This window comes from Sphingomonas sp. DMC8 (genome assembly GCF_056314185.1).
The window spans coordinates 187,397-202,624 of record NZ_JBQUYV010000001.1; the positions used below are offsets into that span (position 1 = coordinate 187,397).

15 protein-coding genes are annotated in these 15,228 nt (G+C 68.6%); 7 read left to right on the forward strand and 8 right to left on the reverse strand.

Annotated elements, in window-relative coordinates; genetic code table 11:
* Window positions 1-55: 55 nt before the first annotated feature.
* Window positions 56-760: an EF-hand domain-containing protein gene (locus ACT53K_RS00880; protein WP_476226635.1), complete on the reverse strand. Its 705-nt coding sequence runs from the start codon at window positions 758-760 to the stop codon at window positions 56-58.
* Between the two features lie 107 nt (window positions 761-867).
* Between ACT53K_RS00880 and ubiA the strand changes: the two genes are divergently transcribed.
* Genes ubiA through ACT53K_RS00895 form a run of 3 tightly spaced genes read left to right on the forward strand, consistent with a single transcriptional unit; the run spans window position 868 to window position 3,944 of the window.
* The gene (gene ubiA, locus ACT53K_RS00885) at window positions 868-1,800 is read left to right on the forward strand and encodes a 4-hydroxybenzoate octaprenyltransferase (protein ID WP_476226636.1); all 933 of its coding nucleotides are present in this window, start codon (window positions 868-870) and stop codon (window positions 1,798-1,800) included.
* A gap of 31 nt (window positions 1,801-1,831) precedes the next feature.
* Window positions 1,832-3,178, forward strand: coding sequence for a TldD/PmbA family protein (locus tag ACT53K_RS00890; RefSeq protein ID WP_476226637.1), 1,347 nt, complete (start codon window positions 1,832-1,834; stop codon window positions 3,176-3,178).
* Complete coding sequence (locus ACT53K_RS00895) at window positions 3,171-3,944, forward strand: 3'(2'),5'-bisphosphate nucleotidase CysQ (protein WP_476226638.1); 774 nt, start codon at window positions 3,171-3,173, stop codon at window positions 3,942-3,944. Before ACT53K_RS00890 ends, ACT53K_RS00895 begins: the two co-directional genes overlap by 8 nt.
* Window positions 3,945-4,066: 122 nt before the next feature.
* Here the strand turns inward: ACT53K_RS00895 and ACT53K_RS00900 are convergent, their stop codons facing one another.
* Genes ACT53K_RS00900 through ACT53K_RS00915 form a run of 4 tightly spaced genes read right to left on the reverse strand, consistent with a single transcriptional unit; the run spans window position 4,067 to window position 9,883 of the window.
* Window positions 4,067-5,101, reverse strand: coding sequence for an aldose epimerase family protein (locus ACT53K_RS00900; protein ID WP_476226639.1), 1,035 nt, complete (start codon window positions 5,099-5,101; stop codon window positions 4,067-4,069).
* Window positions 5,098-7,551 carry a glycoside hydrolase family 3 protein gene (locus ACT53K_RS00905; protein WP_476226640.1) on the reverse strand — a complete coding sequence of 818 codons (2,454 nt, stop codon included), beginning with the start codon at window positions 7,549-7,551 and terminating at the stop codon, window positions 5,098-5,100. The genes ACT53K_RS00900 and ACT53K_RS00905 overlap by 4 nt, the downstream gene beginning before the upstream one ends.
* Window positions 7,552-7,595: 44 nt before the next feature.
* Window positions 7,596-9,119, reverse strand: a complete 1,524-nt coding sequence (locus ACT53K_RS00910; protein WP_476226641.1) for an ABC transporter permease/substrate-binding protein — start codon at window positions 9,117-9,119, stop codon at window positions 7,596-7,598.
* Complete coding sequence (locus ACT53K_RS00915) at window positions 9,116-9,883, reverse strand: ATP-binding cassette domain-containing protein (protein WP_476226643.1); 768 nt, start codon at window positions 9,881-9,883, stop codon at window positions 9,116-9,118. Before ACT53K_RS00915 ends, ACT53K_RS00910 begins: the two co-directional genes overlap by 4 nt.
* Before the next feature lie 60 nt (window positions 9,884-9,943).
* Here ACT53K_RS00915 and ACT53K_RS00920 point away from each other — a divergent pair, with 60 nt between their 5' ends.
* Window positions 9,944-10,732, forward strand: a complete 789-nt coding sequence (locus tag ACT53K_RS00920; protein WP_476226644.1) for an SDR family oxidoreductase — start codon at window positions 9,944-9,946, stop codon at window positions 10,730-10,732.
* 1 nt (window position 10,733) lies between these two features.
* Here ACT53K_RS00920 and ACT53K_RS00925 read toward each other — a convergent pair whose 3' ends face one another.
* Window positions 10,734-11,027 (reverse strand): 4a-hydroxytetrahydrobiopterin dehydratase, encoded by a 294-nt coding sequence (locus ACT53K_RS00925; protein ID WP_476226645.1) that lies wholly within the window; start codon window positions 11,025-11,027, stop codon window positions 10,734-10,736.
* A gap of 48 nt (window positions 11,028-11,075) precedes the next feature.
* Between ACT53K_RS00925 and ACT53K_RS00930 the strand changes: the two genes are divergently transcribed.
* The 3 genes from ACT53K_RS00930 to ACT53K_RS00940 are packed head-to-tail and all read left to right on the forward strand — an operon-like array spanning window position 11,076 to window position 12,687.
* Window positions 11,076-11,480: a metallopeptidase family protein gene (locus ACT53K_RS00930; RefSeq protein WP_476226646.1), complete on the forward strand. Its 405-nt coding sequence runs from the start codon at window positions 11,076-11,078 to the stop codon at window positions 11,478-11,480.
* Entirely contained in the window at window positions 11,477-12,046 is a 570-nt protein-coding gene (gene ccmA, locus ACT53K_RS00935) for a heme ABC exporter ATP-binding protein CcmA (RefSeq protein ID WP_476226647.1), read from the forward strand. The genes ACT53K_RS00930 and ccmA overlap by 4 nt, the downstream gene beginning before the upstream one ends.
* Window positions 12,043-12,687, forward strand: a complete 645-nt coding sequence (locus tag ACT53K_RS00940) for a heme exporter protein CcmB (RefSeq protein ID WP_476226648.1) — start codon at window positions 12,043-12,045, stop codon at window positions 12,685-12,687. Before ccmA ends, ACT53K_RS00940 begins: the two co-directional genes overlap by 4 nt.
* A 207-nt stretch (window positions 12,688-12,894) precedes the next feature.
* On the opposite strand, the gene ACT53K_RS00945 is transcribed toward ACT53K_RS00940, so the two are convergent.
* Window positions 12,895-13,764 carry a class I SAM-dependent methyltransferase gene (locus tag ACT53K_RS00945; RefSeq protein ID WP_476226649.1) on the reverse strand — a complete coding sequence of 290 codons (870 nt, stop codon included), beginning with the start codon at window positions 13,762-13,764 and terminating at the stop codon, window positions 12,895-12,897.
* Window positions 13,761-15,152, reverse strand: coding sequence for a threonine synthase (gene thrC, locus ACT53K_RS00950; protein ID WP_476226650.1), 1,392 nt, complete (start codon window positions 15,150-15,152; stop codon window positions 13,761-13,763). The genes ACT53K_RS00945 and thrC overlap by 4 nt, the downstream gene beginning before the upstream one ends.
* Window positions 15,153-15,228 lie beyond the last annotated feature (76 nt).

The following is a 15,228-nucleotide window of genomic DNA, read 5'->3' on the forward strand; positions in this document are numbered from 1 at the left end:
TGCGTGGACCGTGTACGCCCGCGCTCCGTTCGGCTGTCGGGAGCGAGCGCGGGGCTCAGCCTCCGTAGCCGCCGCCCATCGGTCCGCCCATGCCGCCGGGAGGCCCGCCCCCGCCGTGGCGCCCGCCACCGCTCGGGCCGGGGCCGCGGCCGCGTCCGCCGCGGCGCATCGCGCCGGCGTGGAGCTCGGGCAGTTCCTTCTTGGTGATCTTGCCGTCATGGTCGGCATCGAGCAGATTGAACCGGCGTTTCGCTGCAGCCATGAATTCGGCCACCGTCACGCCGCCGTTCAGGCTGGTGTCGGCCGAGCTGACCGGTTCGGGAATGTTGAGATAGCCGAACCGCGCGACCCCGCTCATGATGACGGTGGAACCGATATCGGCGGCGCGGGCCTGGCCGTCGCTGCCGATCGGCGGGCCGCCCATGTCGAAACCGCCGCCGCGCACTTCGGGCACCAGCACCGTTTCGTAATAGTCGATTTCGGTCGGGTCTATTTCGCCGTCGCCGTCGCGATCGAGCTTCTTGAACCAGCGCATCGCGTCGTCCTGAAACTCGTCGAGCGTCAGCACACCGTCATGGTTGGCGTCGGCGCCTTTGAACCAGGCATCTTGCGGGGCCACGCCGTCCTGCATGCCGCGAAAGGGCTCGCCCATCGGGCTGATGAACAGTCCGCCATGCGGCCGGGGCGGGGGCGGATTGTCCTGCGCATGCGCCGTACCCGTGGCGGCGATCATCATACCGGCAACGAAGAATGCGCGCATTTTTACCCTCCCTGGCGAATCGATTCATTCCGCTAGCGGAAAATTGTCGCAAGTGTGTGCCGAAAAATGTCGGGCGTGCCGGTGCGGATTGTGGCAGCAGGCGCAGCATGAATGCTGCACCCCCGATCGTTCCCGATAGCGAGCATCGCGGCTTGCTCGCCTATTTGCCTGCCGCGTGGCGCCCCTATGCGCTGCTCGCCCGCTTCGACCGGCCGATCGGCTGGTGGCTGCTGTTCCTGCCCTGCGCCTGGGGTGCGTTGCTGTCGGGGCTGCCGCAGGGTGACTGGTGGCTGATCGCGGCGATGCTGCTGGGCTCGATTTCCATGCGCGGTGCGGGCTGTGTCTATAACGACATCGTCGACCGCGACCTCGACGCGCAGGTCGAACGGACGCGCAGCCGGCCGCTGCCCAGCGGGGCAGTATCGGTGCGCGCGGCGTGGACCTGGCTGCTGGCGCTGCTCGCGTTCGGGCTGGTCGCGTGGCTGGCGATGCCCTGGCCGGCCAAGCTGTGGTCGATCGCCACGCTGCCGGTGGTGGCCGCTTATCCGTTCATGAAGCGGATCACCTGGTGGCCGCAGGCGTTCCTGGGCATCGTGTTCGGATCGGGCGCGCTGGTCGGCTTTGTCGCTGGCGACTGGGAGGGCGTGTTCGCCGCACGCGCCGCCGCCAAATTCTGGCTCTATGGCGGCACCATCCTGTGGGTGATCGGCTATGATACCATCTATGCGCTGCAGGATGTGGAAGACGATGCACTGGTCGGCGTGCGCTCCTCGGCGCGCGCGATGGGGCAGCATGTCCGCTTCGGCACCGGCCTCTTCTATCTGGGTGCGATAATATTATGGGCGCTCGCTTTCTGGACCGTGCGGCCCGATCCGCTGGCGCTCTTCGCGCTGTTTCCCGCTGCGCTGCATCTGGGCTGGCAGATCGTGACGCTCAAGCCGAACGACGGCGCCAACGCCCTGCGCCGCTTCCGCGCCAATCGCGACACCGGCCTGCTTATGGTCGCGGCCTGTTTCGTCGTGGGGATGAGCGGGCTTTGACGTACCGGGCGCGCGTCCCTAAGTCCCACCGATGCTGACCGAGATCCAAGCCCGCGACCTCGCCGCCGATCTGGTGGCGCGGGCCCGCCGTGGCGGTGCCGATGCCGCCGATGCCGTATTCGCCGCCGATGCCAGCCTGTCGGTATCCGTCCGCATGGGCGCGCTGGAAGACGTCGAGCGGTCGGAAAGCGAGGAAATTGGCCTGCGCGTGTTTGTCGGCCAGCGCTCGGCCAGCGTCTCCAGCTCCGACCTTAGCGGTGGCGCGATGGACATGCTGGTCGAACGCGCGGTCGCGATGGCGCGCGAGGCGCCCGAAGATCGCTGGGCGGGCCTCGCCCCGCAGGACCGGCTGCTCCATGGCACCCCGCCGCATCTCGACCTGGACGACGGCGCGCAGGTCGACCCTGCGACGCTGAAGGCGCTGAGCCTCGCTGCCGAAGAGGCCGCGCGCGGCGTGCCCGGCGTCACCAATTCCGAAGGCGCCAGCGCCGGCGCCACCCGCAGCATCTTCGCCATCGCCACCAGCCATGGCTTTGCCGCCGCGCAGGCCCAGACCAGCCACGGCCTGTCCGCCAGTGTGCTCGCCGGCAGCGGGAGCGGGATGGAGCGCGACCATGCCCATCATTCGGCGCGCCATGCGGCAATGCTCGAAGCGCCCGAGATTGTCGGTCGCCGCGCCGGCGAGCGCGCAGTGGCGCGGCTCAATCCGCGCAAGATCGCCAGCGGTCCGCTGCCGGTGGTGTTCGACCGCCGCGTCTCTTCGGGCATGCTCGGGCATCTGCTTGGCGCGATCAGCGGGTCGGCGATCGCGCGGCGCACCAGCTTTCTGCTCGACGCGCTGGGCACGCAGATTTTCGACAGCGGGGTCACCATCATCGACGATCCCCACCGCCCGCGCGGCCTGCGGTCGCGGCCGTTCGACGGCGAGGGGCTGCCGGTCGGGCCGATGAAGATCGTCGATGGCGGCATGCTGGAAACCTGGCTGCTCGACAGCGCGGCGGCGCGCCAGCTCGGGATGGAGCCGACCGGCCATGCGGTGCGCGGCGTCGGCGGCGCGCCGGGCGTTGCGCCCAGCAATCTCTATATGGAGGCGGGCAGCGTTCCGCCCGAAACGATGATCGGCGACATCGCCCATGGCTTCTACGTCACCGAGCTGATCGGCCAGGGCGTCAACGGCGTCACCGGCGATTACAGCCGCGGGGCGGCCGGCTTCCTGATCGAGGGCGGCGAGATCACCGTGCCGGTTTCCGAAGTGACGATCGCCGGCAATCTGAAAGACATGTTCCGCGCGCTCACACCGGCCAATGATCTGGAGTTCCGCTTCGGCATCAACGCGCCGACGCTGCGCATCGACGGGATGACGCTGGCCGGTGCCTGAACTGGCCGCCGAGGTCGCCGCGATCGCGGCCGAGGCGGGCCGGCTGGCGATGCGCCGCTGGCAGACCGATTTTGCGCGCTGGGAAAAGGCGCCGGGCAATCCGGTCTGCGCGGTGGATCTGGAAGTGGATGCGTTGCTGCGCGACCGGCTGGGGCAGCTGCTGCCCGATGCCGGCTGGCTATCCGAAGAGACGGTCGATCATCCCGCCCGGCTCGATGCGGCGCGGATCTGGGTGGTCGATCCGATCGACGGGACGCGCGACTATCTGCGCGGGCGGCCGGGCTGGGCGGTGTCGGTCGCGCTGGTCGAAAATGGCCAGCCGGTGATCGGCGTGCTCGATGCACCAGCGCGCGGCGAAGTGTGGCGGGCGGAGCAAGGGCGCGGTGCCCGGCGCAACGGCGCGATGCTTATGGCTGCGGCGCGCGATGTTCTGGCGGGTGCGCGGGTGCCGGCCGACACGCTGCCCCAGGTCGACCGCGATCTGGTGATGGTGCCCCGGCCCAATTCGATTGCGCTGCGCATCGCCATGGTGGCGGCGGGCGAAGCCGATCTGGTGGCGACGCTGCGCTGGGGCCATGAATGGGACATCGCCGCCGCCGTGTTGCTGGCGCGCGAGGCGGGCGCGGCGGTGACCGACGCGCTGGGGCAGCCGCTGTTCTTCAACACGCCGTCGGGGGAAGCCTATGGCGTCCTTGCCACCGCGCCGGGCATCCATGCGGCAGCGGTGGAGCGACTCGCGGCCCGCGCCGAGCCCGGCAAGCGTTAGAAGAATTCGCCACCCACACTCTCCGAAAGGTAGAGGTGTTGAAGCTCCCTCTCCCGTTGGGAGAGGGAAGGGGCCCGCCGCCGAAGGCGGTGGGAAGGGTGAGGGTGATCGCTTTGCCGCTCTTATTCGAACGCAGCGTCCACCCCGTCCGCCACGCGGAACCGCAGCGCCATCGCGTGGCGATACACCTGTCCGGGATCGAGCCTTGCCGAGGGAAAGTCGGGCTGGTTGGGGCTGTCGGGGAATTTCTGCGGCTCCAGGCACAGGGCTGCCCGCGCCGGATAGATGGTGCCGCTGGTCCCCGGTGCGCCATTTGCCAGATAATTGCCGGTATAGAGTTGCAGCCCCGGCTCGGTCGAATGCAGCGCCATCACCCTGCCTGAGCCAGGGTCAAACAGCGTAGCCACACGGCGCAGCGTGCCCGCCGGCCCGTCGATCGCGAAATTATGGTCATAGCCCTTGCCGAGCGCGAGCTGCGCGTCGTCGGCGTCGATGTCGCGGCCGATCGGTTTGGGATGGCGGAAGTCAAAGGGCGTGCCGGTCACATCCGCCAGTTCACCCGTGGGGATCAGCGCCGCGTCGGTGGGCGTCATATGGCTGGACGGCAGTTGCAGCACATGGTCAAGGATTGTCGTCCCGCTCGCCTCGCCGGCCAGGTTGTAATAGGCATGCTGCGTCAGGTTGACGATCGTTGCGCGGTCGCTCGTCGCGCTGAAGTCGACCGTCAGTCCGTCTTCCTCCAGCGCATAGCGGACGCGCACCGTCAGTGCGCCGGGAAAGCCGTTCCACCCGTCCGGACTGTCGAGACGGAACGTGACCGACGAGTCGGTCTGCGCCTCGACCGTCCAATGCTGCTGGTCGAACCCGTCCGGTCCCGAATGGAGGCTGTTGCTGCCTTCGTTGGTGGTGAGCTGGAACGTCTCGCCGTCGAGCGTGAACCGCCCGCCGGCGATGCGGTTGGCATAGCGGCCTGCCACCGCGCCGTAATAGCGCGGCGGCTGGCGGCGATAATCCTCGAGATCGGCATAGCCGAGCACGATATTCTCGGACCGCCCGTGCCGATCGGGCACCTCCAGCCGGTGCAGCGTCGCGCCGAGGGTAAGCAACTGCGCGCGGAACGGCCCGCGTGCGAGCGTGACGACCTCGATCGCGCTCATTTGCCCGGGCAGATCGAGGCGTTGGGGTCAGAGACGATCTTCGCCTCGGCGAGCGAGAGCGTGAAGGGGCCGCTGGCACGCAGCACCACCGGGGCAGTCACCTTGGTCATGTCGACACCGTTCTTCCGATAGCATTTGAGCAGCACATTCACCGTCTGCCATCCCTGCTTGCCGGTGAACAGGCTGGTCGCGTCGATCGCGCCGCCGGGCGCGCCGCCGTCCATCGAGAGCTGGACCGGCCCTGTCGGCGCCGCATCGACGCGGTACACGAGGCGCAGCGACAGGTCGCCATTGGTCTCGCGGCTGAGATCAAGCGGGCTGCCGCCGATCCGCAGCGTCGCCGTGCCTGCGGGCCAGGTCAGCTGCTGTGCGCCTTCCTGCGTCGCCGGGCCGTCGACGGGCTTGCGGGTGATGCCGCTGTCGGTGGCGAAGGAGAATGGCGCCGGCGTCACGCCCTTGGCGAAGAAGATGCTGGTATTGGCCAGCGAGGCATCGACGCCCGCGACTTCGCTGAGCGCGCCGACCTTGCCGGGCTTCGCATAGCTGAGGCCATAGCCGAAGGCGAACAGCGGGTCATAGCCCGGCTCGCCGCGATTGAGCGTGAACTGGCCCGCATTTTTGGGCCAGCTGTAGGCCAGCTTGCCGGTGAAGTCGCGGCGCGGCTTGCCGGCCTTGTCGCCGATCAGCACGTCGGCCACGCCCGCGCCTTCGCTGCCCGGCAGCCAGGCGGCGACGAATGCATCCGAGGCGTTGAGTTCCGGATTCACCCATAGCGGCCGGCCCGACAGGAACACCGAGACGACCGGCACACCCGCCGCCTTCAGCTTGCGGAGCAGCGCCAGCGCCTGCTTGTCGCCCGGCTGAAACTCCAGCGTGCGCACGTCGCCGCGCATTTCGGCATAGGGCTCCTCGCCGAACACGACGATCGCCACATCGGGTTTCGTCGTGAAGCTGCCGTCGGGCGAAAGCCTTGCCGTGCCCCCGCCCGCCTTCACCGCCGCCTGAATGCCGGCGAAGATCGTCTCGCCGTTGGGGAACATCGAATTGGGGTTGCCGTCGCCCTGCCAGCTCAGCGTCCAGCCGCCCGATTGCTGCGCCATCGAATCGGCGCCCGGACCGGCGACGAGCACGTTCGCGCTCGCCTTCACCGGCAGTACGCCGTTGTTCTTCAGGAGCACCAGTGACTTGGCCACCGCTTGCCGTGCGATCGCGCGGTGTTCGGGGGCGCCGACCATCTCGCCCTTGCTCTCATAGGGGCGGGCCGGGTTGAACAGACCCATCTGCACCTTCACGCGCAGGATGCGGCGCACCGCGTCGTCCACTCGCGCCATCGGGATTGTGCCGTCCTTCACATGGGCGATGGTCGATTCGTACAGGCCCTTCCAGCTGTCCGGCGCCATTGCCATGTCGAGCCCGGCGTTGAACGTCGCTGCGCAATCGGTGGGGGTGCAGCCCGGCACCTGGGCATGGCCGTTCCAGTCGCCGACGACGAAGCCCTGAAAGCCCATCCTGCCCTTCAGCACATCGGTGAGCAGCGACTTGTTGCCGTGCATCTTCGCGCCGTTCCAGCTGCTGAACGAGGCCATCACCGTCATCGTGCCGGCGTTGATCGCGCCCGGATAGCCGGCATTGTGGATGCGAATCAGTTCGTCTTCGGAGACGCGGGTGTCGCCCTGGTCCTGCCCGCCGAACGTGCCGCCGTCGCCGAGGAAATGCTTGGCCGAGGCGGCGACATAGCCCTTCTGGATCCGGTCCTTGGTGCCGGGCGCGCCCTGCAGCCCGCGGATCATCGCGCCCGAATAGCTGCGCACGACATCCGGGTCTTCGGAATAGCCTTCATATGCCCGGCCCCACCGTTCGTCCTGCGGCACCGCCAGCGTCGGTCCGAACGCCCAGTCGATGCCGACCGCGCTGGTTTCCTCCGCTGTGGCGCGGCCGATCTTTTCGATCAGCGCCGGGTCGCGCATCGCACCGAGGCCGACATTGTGCGGGAAGAGCGTGGCGCCGACGACATTGTTGTTGCCGTGGACCGCATCGATGCCGAACATGATCGGGATCGGCGTGTGGCCCGTCTTGCGGGCGAGCGCTGCTTTCTGGAAGGCCTGCGCCGTTGCCAGCCATGGTCCGCGTGGGGAACGGTCGGGTGCGCCGAGCGGCGGCGAGCTGCCGCCTGCCAGGATCGAGCCGAGCGGGTAGGTCGCCAGATCCTCGGGCCTGATGCTGCCAATGTCGGCCTGAATCATCTGGCCAACCTTCTCCTCCAGCGTCATCTTCGCCATCAGTTCGGTGACGAACTTCTCGGTGGCGGGGTCGATCAGCCCCTGGCTTCTCGCGGCGGGCCATTTTTCCGGATGCGCCGTTGCCGACAGCGTTGTCGGCTCATGCTGCGCAAATGCCGGTGTGGCGGCCAGCAAGGTGGTGGTCAGCAACAGCTTCAGCCTGACGCGCATCCTCTCTCTCCCAGAATTTTTGTGATGGTAGCGTTACCCTGAATTCAGCGGCGGAGTCCATGTTCCAGCCAGCGCGCCGCCGAGTCCGGGCTTGTCTTGTCCGTGTCGCGATCCACCATGTAATTGGCTTCGCGCATCTTTTCGACCGAAATCGCGCCGATCAGCGGGCGCAGCGCCGCCTGAAAGCGGGTGTCGCCGGCGCGGCGCGGGGCCAGCAGCACAATCGCGTCATAGCCGGGGATCGCGCCCTTCGGATCGTGCAGCACGGCCAGATGCTGCGCAGCAATCCGCCCGTCGGAGGAAAAGGCGGAGATCACGTCGGCTGCACCGCTCGCCAGCGCGCGATACATGAAAGTCGGCTGGTAGGGCCGGGCATCGGCAAAGCGCAGGCCATAGGCGCGCTCCACCGCGGCCCATTCGGGGCGCTCCAGAAATTCGATGTCAGTGGCGAAGCGCAGGGTGGGGGCCATCGGGGCAAGATCGGCCAGATTGGTGATGCCGCGCCGGCGCGCATCGTCGCCACGCATCGCAAAGGCATAGGCATTTTCGAAGCCGAGCGATCCCAGCAGCATCACGCCATGCTGCGCGTGTGCCCACGCACCGACTCCCTCCACAATGGCGCGGCGCGGCGGCACGTCGCGGCGGTGCATCGGCCCGGTCCAGAGCGTGCCGGAATAGTCGACATAGACGTCGATAGCGCCGCTCGCCAGCGCATCGAACGCCACTGCCGATCCCAGCCCCTCGCGATAACGGACCCGGTATCCCGCCGCTTCGAGCCGGTGCCCCACCAGCCGGGCGAGGATATATTGCTCGGAGAAGTTCTTGGCGCCCACAGTGACGGTGCCGCGCGCTGCCGGCCAGGCCGGCGCCAGTGCCGCCAGCGTACCGGCGGCGAGCAGGCCGAGGCTTAGCCACACCAGTCCGCGCCGCCGCCGGGCGATACCGAATTCTGCCAGGCCCAACAGTCCGTCGACCGCCAATGCCAGTCCCGCTGCCGCGATGCACCCGGCCAGCACCAGCGCCCAGTTCTGCGTCTGCAGCCCGGCAAAGATCAGGTCGCCCAGACTCGGCTGGCCGACGGTGGTGGACAGGGGCGCCGCCCCGACGGTCCAGACGGCGGCAGTGCGGATGCCGGCCATCACCACCGGCGCGACCAGCGGCGCTTCGACCAGCCGCAGCTTTTGCCAGCGCGTCATACCCATGCCGTCCGCTGCCTCGACCACGGCGGGATCCAGCGTCGTGAGCCCGGTCACGGCGTTGCGCAGGATCGGCAGCACCGCATACAGCGTCAGCGCGAGCAGTGACGGCAGGAAGCCCAGCGCGGGAATGCCGCCCCCGGCGAGCCGCGACAGCCAGAGCAGCAGCGGATAGAAGAGCGCGAGCAGCGCCAGGCCGGGGATCGTCTGGATCAGGCTCGCCACCCCCAGCGCGACCCGCGCCACGGCGCGGCTGCGCGCCGACAGCACGGCCAGCGGCAGGCTGATCGCCAGACCCAGTGCGAGCGCTGCCAGCGCAAGCAGCAGATGCTGTGCCAGCAATTCCGGCACGCGGGCGAAAGCGGCGGTCATTCGGCCAGTCCCGCCAGCCGCTGCGCCTGTTCGCGCGGCACCGCAACCAGAGCATCGGCCTCGGGGCCTCCCTTGCCGGCGAGCAGATCGCGTGGGCTGGCGTCGCCGACGATTCGCCCCGCCGCCATCACCAGCACGCGATCGGCGAGCAGCAGCGCTTCGGCCATGTCGTGCGTGACCAGTATCGTCGTAAGGCCCATGCGGTCGTGCAGCGCGCGGATCGCCTTGCCCAGCGCATCGCGGGTGACGGGGTCGAGCGCGCCGAACGGCTCGTCCATCAGCAACAGGCCCGGCCGTCCCGCCAGCGCGCGCGCCACGCCCACCCGCTGGCGCTGCCCGCCCGAAAGCGCATCGGGCATCCGCGTGGCCATTTCCGGCGGCAGGTCCACCAGTCGCAGCAGGTCGGCGATTTCCGCGTCCGCCAGCCGTTCGCCCGCCAGCCGCGGGCCGATCGCGACATTCTCCCCTACCGTCAGATGCGGGAACAGCCCGATATTCTGGAAGACATAGCCGATCCGGCGGCGCAGCAGGTGCGGCGCTTCGGCAGTAACCGGCGCATCGTCGATCAGCACCGTTCCCGCGCTTGGCGCGACCAGACGATTCACCATCTTGAGCAGCGTCGATTTGCCCGATCCCGACGCGCCGACCAGCGCAACGAAGCTGCCGCCTTCTATGTCCAGCGAGACGTCGTCGACTGCCCGTGTGCCGCCCGCATACAGCTTGCTGACACTTTTGAAGGTAACGCGGTGCGTTTGCGCTGGCATCGCGGACGGTTGTGCGGGATGCTGCCGGAAAGGTCAAAGAAACAGGGGAGAGCGAGAAACATGGCGGAACGCGCGATTTTCATCACGGGCGGTGCGTCGGGCATCGGCCGGGCGGTGGCCACGCTGTTCGCTGCACGCGGCTGGCGCGTCGGTCTGGCCGATGTCAACCAGGCCGGACTGGCGGCCACTGCGGCGATGCTGCCCGCGGGCATGGCGCTGACCTATCCGCTCGACGTGCGTGACCGCTCCGCCTGGGGCGAGGTGCTGGCGGCGTTCACTGCGGATACCGGCCGCATCGACGTGTTGTTCAACAATGCCGGCATTGCCGTGAGCGGCGAATTTGCGAGCAGCGATCCGGCCGATCTCGAACGCTGCAACGCCGTCAACTTCATGGGCGTGGTGCATGGCGCGCATGCCGGCTTTCCGTTTCTGGCGCGCACCCCAGGGTCGGTGATGCTGATCACCAGCTCGGCCGCCGGCATTTATGGCGCGCCGGGGGCGGCCATCTATTCGGCGACCAAGTTCGCAGTGCGCGGGCTCGCCGAATCGCTCGACGCGGAATGGGCCGCTGCCGGGGTGAAGGTGCGCACGCTGATGCCGTCGTTCATCGACACGCCGCTGCTCGACCAGCCTTCGCCCGGATCGAACAAGCTGATCCGCGAATCGGTAACGGCGGCGGGGCTGGAGATCACGCCCGTCGACGCCGTTGCCGAAGCCGCCTGGGCCGCGGTGCATGGCGAGCAGATCCACACGCGCGTCGGCAAGACCGCGCGCAGAATGTGGTTCGCCGCCCGCTGGATGCCCGGTGCGCTGCGCAAGCAGAACCGCCGCAGCCGCTTGGCGCGATAACTCAGCCCGCGACCAGCGCGTCGATCGCGTGGGCAAGCTGGATGTCGCGCATCGACAGCCCGTTGGCGTCGTGCGTGGTCAGCAGGATGTCGACGCGGTTCCACACGTTCGACCATTCGGGATGGTGGTCCGCCTTTTCCGCGAGCAACGCCACGCGCGCCATGAAGCCGAACGCCTGATTGAAATCGGCAAAGGTGAAGCGGCGCGTGATCGCATCGCGATCGGGCACGAAGGTCCAGTCCGGCAGCGCTGCCAGCGATTCGTTGCGCAGCCCATCGGTCAGACGCCCTACCATGATCAGCCTCCTTGCTCCCTCTTCCCTGCTCCGCCTATGGGTTTGGCGATGCAGGGGCAAGCTCCAACCACGCCGCCCGACGCGGCAACGATCGAAGCGCTGGCGCGCGCTGCGCTCGCCCGGATTCCGGAGCCGTTCCAGCGGCACCTGGCCGATGTCGTGCTGATCGTCGAGGAGTTCGCCGATGACGAGACGCTGGATGCGCTGGGCATCGAGGATCCCTTCCAGTTGACCGGCCTGTATCATGGCCGTCCGCTCGGCGAGAAATCCGCGTTCGAATCGGGGGCGATGCCTGACCGCATCCACCTCTATCGTCGTGCGATCCTCGACGAATGGGTCGAGACCGGCGTGACGCTTTCCGCACTGGTCAACCATGTCGTGGTGCATGAGGTCGGCCATCATTTCGGCCTGTCCGACGAGGACATGCACGCGCTTGAAGATTCGATCGATTGAGCGCCGGTCTCGCCTTTGACGACGTCGCCTGCATGCGCGGCGGCCGGTTGCTGTTCGAAGGCATCAGCTTCGCGCTGGCGCCGGGCGAGGCGGCGCAGGTGGTGGGCCCCAACGGCGCGGGCAAGTCCAGCCTGATCCGCATCGCCGCCGGGCTGCTGCCGCCCGCTGCAGGCCAGGTACGGGGCGAGGGCGCGCGGGCGCTGCTGGGCGAGGCGGCTGCGCTCGATCCTGAGCTGGGGGTTGCCGCAGCCCTGGGTTTCTGGGCGCGGATCGACGGGCAAGGCGGGGATGTTGTCGCAGCGCTTGCCGCAGTCGGGCTCAGCCATCTCGCGCAGGTGCCGGTACGCTTCCTGTCCACCGGCCAGCGCCGACGCGCTGCGCTGGCGCGGGTGCTGGCAAGCGGCGCGCCGGTCTGGTTGCTCGACGAGCCCGCCAACGGGCTCGACGTGGCATCGGTCGGGGTCCTCGAAGGGCTGATTGCGGACCATCGCGCGGCCGGCGGCATCGTGCTTGTCGCCACCCATTTGCCCATCGCGCTGCCCGGCGCGCAGGCGGTGCAGCTATGAACGCCTTTATCGCGATCGTCTGGCGCGAACTGCGCCGTGCCTGGAGCAGCGGCGGGCTGGTGATGCCGGTCGCCTTCTTCCTGCTGGTGGCGATTCTGTTTCCCTTTGCGGTCGGCCCCGACGCAAAGCTGCTGGGGCGGATCGGCGGCGGGGTGATCTGGGCGGCGGCGCTGCTGGCGGCGCTGCTGCCGGTGGAACGGTTGATTGCGCCGGATGCCGACAGCGGCGTGCTCGACCAGTTCGTGGCGCGCGGACTGTCTGACACGCTGGTTGCTGCCGCAAAGATGACCGGCCACTGGCTGGGTTTCGCGCCTGCCCTCCTCGCCGCGACATTGGTTGCGGGCGCCTTGCTGCAGGTACCGATAGAGGCGCTGGCGACGATTCTGCTGGGGCTGGCGATCGGCACGCCGGGCCTTGCCGCGCTCGGCATCGTGACGGCGGGGCTTGTCGCCGGGCTGCGCGGGGCCGGGGCGCTCGCCGGGCTGGTGATGCTGCCCTTTGCCGTGCCGCTGCTGATTTTCGGCGCGGGCGCGACCGGGGATCAGCCGGGGGCGTTCAAGCTCCTCGCCGCGATCAGCCTGTTGCTGGTCGCAGGTTGTCCCTGGGTCGCCGGCATGGCGATGCGGATCGGGCGCAGCTGAGTCGGCACAGGCATGGGACTCCCCTCCCTGCAAGGGAGGGGCTGGGGGTGGGTGCGAGGGCGGAGCCCGAGCCACCCCGCTCACAGCAAAGGCATCAGCCGGGGCATCGAGCCCCGCCCGCTGCCGGACCCACCCCTAACCCCTCCCTTGCAGGGAGGGGAATCCTGGACCAGGGATTGGGTCGTCAGCCCCCGAGCCGTAGCTGCGTTACCGGCTCCAGCGCGCGAAGATTGCCGTCGGCAGTTCCAGCCCGCGCGCTTCCTCGCGCACGGTCAGTTCCCCGGCTTCGACCGTGCCGCCCTTGTCGGCCATCGCCTGGCGCACCAGCTCGCCGATCGCCAGCGCCGACATGCGCACCGCGTACACCGTCAGGAACAGGAAGCGCGAATCCGCGTCGAGCAGCTTCGCGACATCGGTAATCAGCCCGGGCAGCCCTTCTTCCAGCTTCCACACCTCGCCATTGGGGCCGCGGCCCCATTTCGGCGGATCGAGGATGATTCCGTCATAGCGCCGCCCGCGCCGCACCTCGCGCGCGGTGAATTTCATCGCGTCGTCGATCATCCAGCGGATCGGCTTGTCGGCCATGCCGGATAGCTGGGCGTTGGCCTTGCCCTCCATCACCGATTTCTTGGAGGCATCGACATGCGTGACCTTCGCGCCCGCCGCCGCCAGCGCCAGCGAGCCGACGCCAGTATAGCCGAACAGGTTCATGCACTCAGGGCTGCCAATCCCCGCGATCCGGTCGCGCATCCAGTCCCACACCGGTGCCATGTCGGGGAAGAAGCCCAGATGGCGGAACGGCGTGGTCTGCGCGGTGAAGCGCACCTCGCGCCACGAAAGCGGCCAGCCTTCGCGCGGGGTAGGCTTCAGATACTCCCAGCGGCCGCCGCCATCCTCATCGGAGCCCGGCACGAATTCGGCATGCGCATCCCAGTCGGCTGACGCGGGCGCCCACATCGCCTGCGGCTCGGGCCGGATGAAGCGATAGGCGCCGTACCGCTCCAGCTTGCGGCCATGGCCCGAATCGATCAGGCCATAGTCGCCCCAGGGCTCGCCGGTGAGGGTGACGAGCTTCATGCCCGGGCGCGGGCGCGCTCGGCGATATAGCCGGTGATTGCGCCAAACTCGGCCGGCAACACGTCATAGCGCTCCTGCCGCTCGAACAGGTCGCCCAGCCGGCTGGGCACATGCGGGCGCGATCCGGTGGCGCGTTCCACGGCCTCGCGGAACTTGGCGGGGTGCGCGGTCGCCAGCGTCACCACCGGCACATCGGGAGCAAGCCCCGCGCGGCGCGCCGCGGCCAGGCCGATCGCCGTGTGCGGGTCGATCAGCTGTGCAGTTTCGGCATGCGCCCAGCGCAGCGCCTCGTTCATCGTTGCGGCGTCGATGCTGTCGCTGGCGAACAGTGCGGCGGCACCTTGCTGCTGGGCGTTGGTGAGCCGCATCGCCTTGGTCGCCTCAAAGCCGCGCATCTGCTCGGCAACCGGCGCGCCGGCCAGGTCGAACAGCAGCCGCTCGAAATTCGAGCTGACCTGAATGTCCATCGACGGCGCGGCGGTGGGGGTGACGGTACCTGCCGAATAGTCGCCTGCGGAAAGCGCGCGGTGGAGGATGTCGTTGACGTTGGTGGCAACGACCAGCTTCGCCACCGGCAGGCCCATCCGCGCGGCGACATAGCCGGCGAACACGTCGCCGAAATTGCCCGTCGGCACCGAAAAGGCGACCGGCCGCTCGGGCGCGCCCAGCCGGACGGCGGCGTAGAAATAATAGACCACCTGCGCCATCAGCCGCGCCCAGTTGATCGAATTGACCGCGCTCAACTGGAACCGGCCGGAGAAACCGGCGTCGTTGAACATCGCCTTCACCAGCGCCTGGGCATCGTCGAAGCTGCCTTCGATCGCGATGTTGTGGACGTTCGGCGCCAGCACCGTCGTCATCTGGCGGCGCTGCACGTCGGACACGCGGCCCTGCGGGTGAAGCATGAAGATATCGACGCCCATACGCCCGGCGACCGCGTCGATCGCCGCGCTGCCGGTATCGCCGCTGGTCGCGCCGACGATAGTGATGTGCTGGTTGGTCCCGCTCAGGAACTTCTCGAAGAGCAGGCCGAGCAGTTGCAGCGCCACGTCCTTGAAGGCGAGGGTGGGGCCGTGGAACAGCTCGAGCAGCCAGTGCTGCGCGTCCAGTTGCACCAGCGGGGTGACTGCGGCGTGCGAGAATCGGCCGTAAGCCTGGGTGCACAGTGCCCGCAGTTCGTCTTCGGAAAGATCGCCCTCGACAAAGGGCAGCATCACGCGGACGGCGGTTTCGACATAGGACAGGCCGCGCATCGCCGCGATCGCCTCTGCGGAAAAGCTCGGCCAGGCAGTCGGCACGTACAGACCGCCATCGCTGGCAAGGCCAGCCATGGTCACGTCGCGAAAGCCAAGCAGCGGCGCTGCGCCGCGGGTGCTCTGATATTGCATGGGCGGGGGTTAGCGATGCGGGCGCGGCGCGACAAGATAGCTGTGCTTGGGGGCGGGGCTGGTGCGGCTGGGGTGG

Coding starts and splice junctions, on each gene's coding strand:
- ACT53K_RS00940 (WP_476226648.1), top strand. CDS start 12,043: ATGAACGCCTTTATCGCGATCGTCTGGCGCGAACTGCGCCGTGCCTGG.
- ACT53K_RS00905 (WP_476226640.1), bottom strand. CDS start 7,551: ATGCGCGTCAGGCTGAAGCTGTTGCTGACCACCACCTTGCTGGCCGCC.
- thrC (WP_476226650.1), bottom strand. CDS start 15,152: ATGCAATATCAGAGCACCCGCGGCGCAGCGCCGCTGCTTGGCTTTCGC.
- ACT53K_RS00945 (WP_476226649.1), bottom strand. CDS start 13,764: ATGAAGCTCGTCACCCTCACCGGCGAGCCCTGGGGCGACTATGGCCTG.
- ACT53K_RS00920 (WP_476226644.1), top strand. CDS start 9,944: ATGGCGGAACGCGCGATTTTCATCACGGGCGGTGCGTCGGGCATCGGC.
- ACT53K_RS00930 (WP_476226646.1), top strand. CDS start 11,076: ATGCAGGGGCAAGCTCCAACCACGCCGCCCGACGCGGCAACGATCGAA.
- ACT53K_RS00880 (WP_476226635.1), bottom strand. CDS start 760: ATGCGCGCATTCTTCGTTGCCGGTATGATGATCGCCGCCACGGGTACG.
- ubiA (WP_476226636.1), top strand. CDS start 868: ATGAATGCTGCACCCCCGATCGTTCCCGATAGCGAGCATCGCGGCTTG.
- ACT53K_RS00900 (WP_476226639.1), bottom strand. CDS start 5,101: ATGAGCGCGATCGAGGTCGTCACGCTCGCACGCGGGCCGTTCCGCGCG.
- ACT53K_RS00910 (WP_476226641.1), bottom strand. CDS start 9,119: ATGACCGCCGCTTTCGCCCGCGTGCCGGAATTGCTGGCACAGCATCTG.
- ACT53K_RS00925 (WP_476226645.1), bottom strand. CDS start 11,027: ATGGTAGGGCGTCTGACCGATGGGCTGCGCAACGAATCGCTGGCAGCG.
- ACT53K_RS00915 (WP_476226643.1), bottom strand. CDS start 9,883: ATGCCAGCGCAAACGCACCGCGTTACCTTCAAAAGTGTCAGCAAGCTG.
- ACT53K_RS00890 (WP_476226637.1), top strand. CDS start 1,832: ATGCTGACCGAGATCCAAGCCCGCGACCTCGCCGCCGATCTGGTGGCG.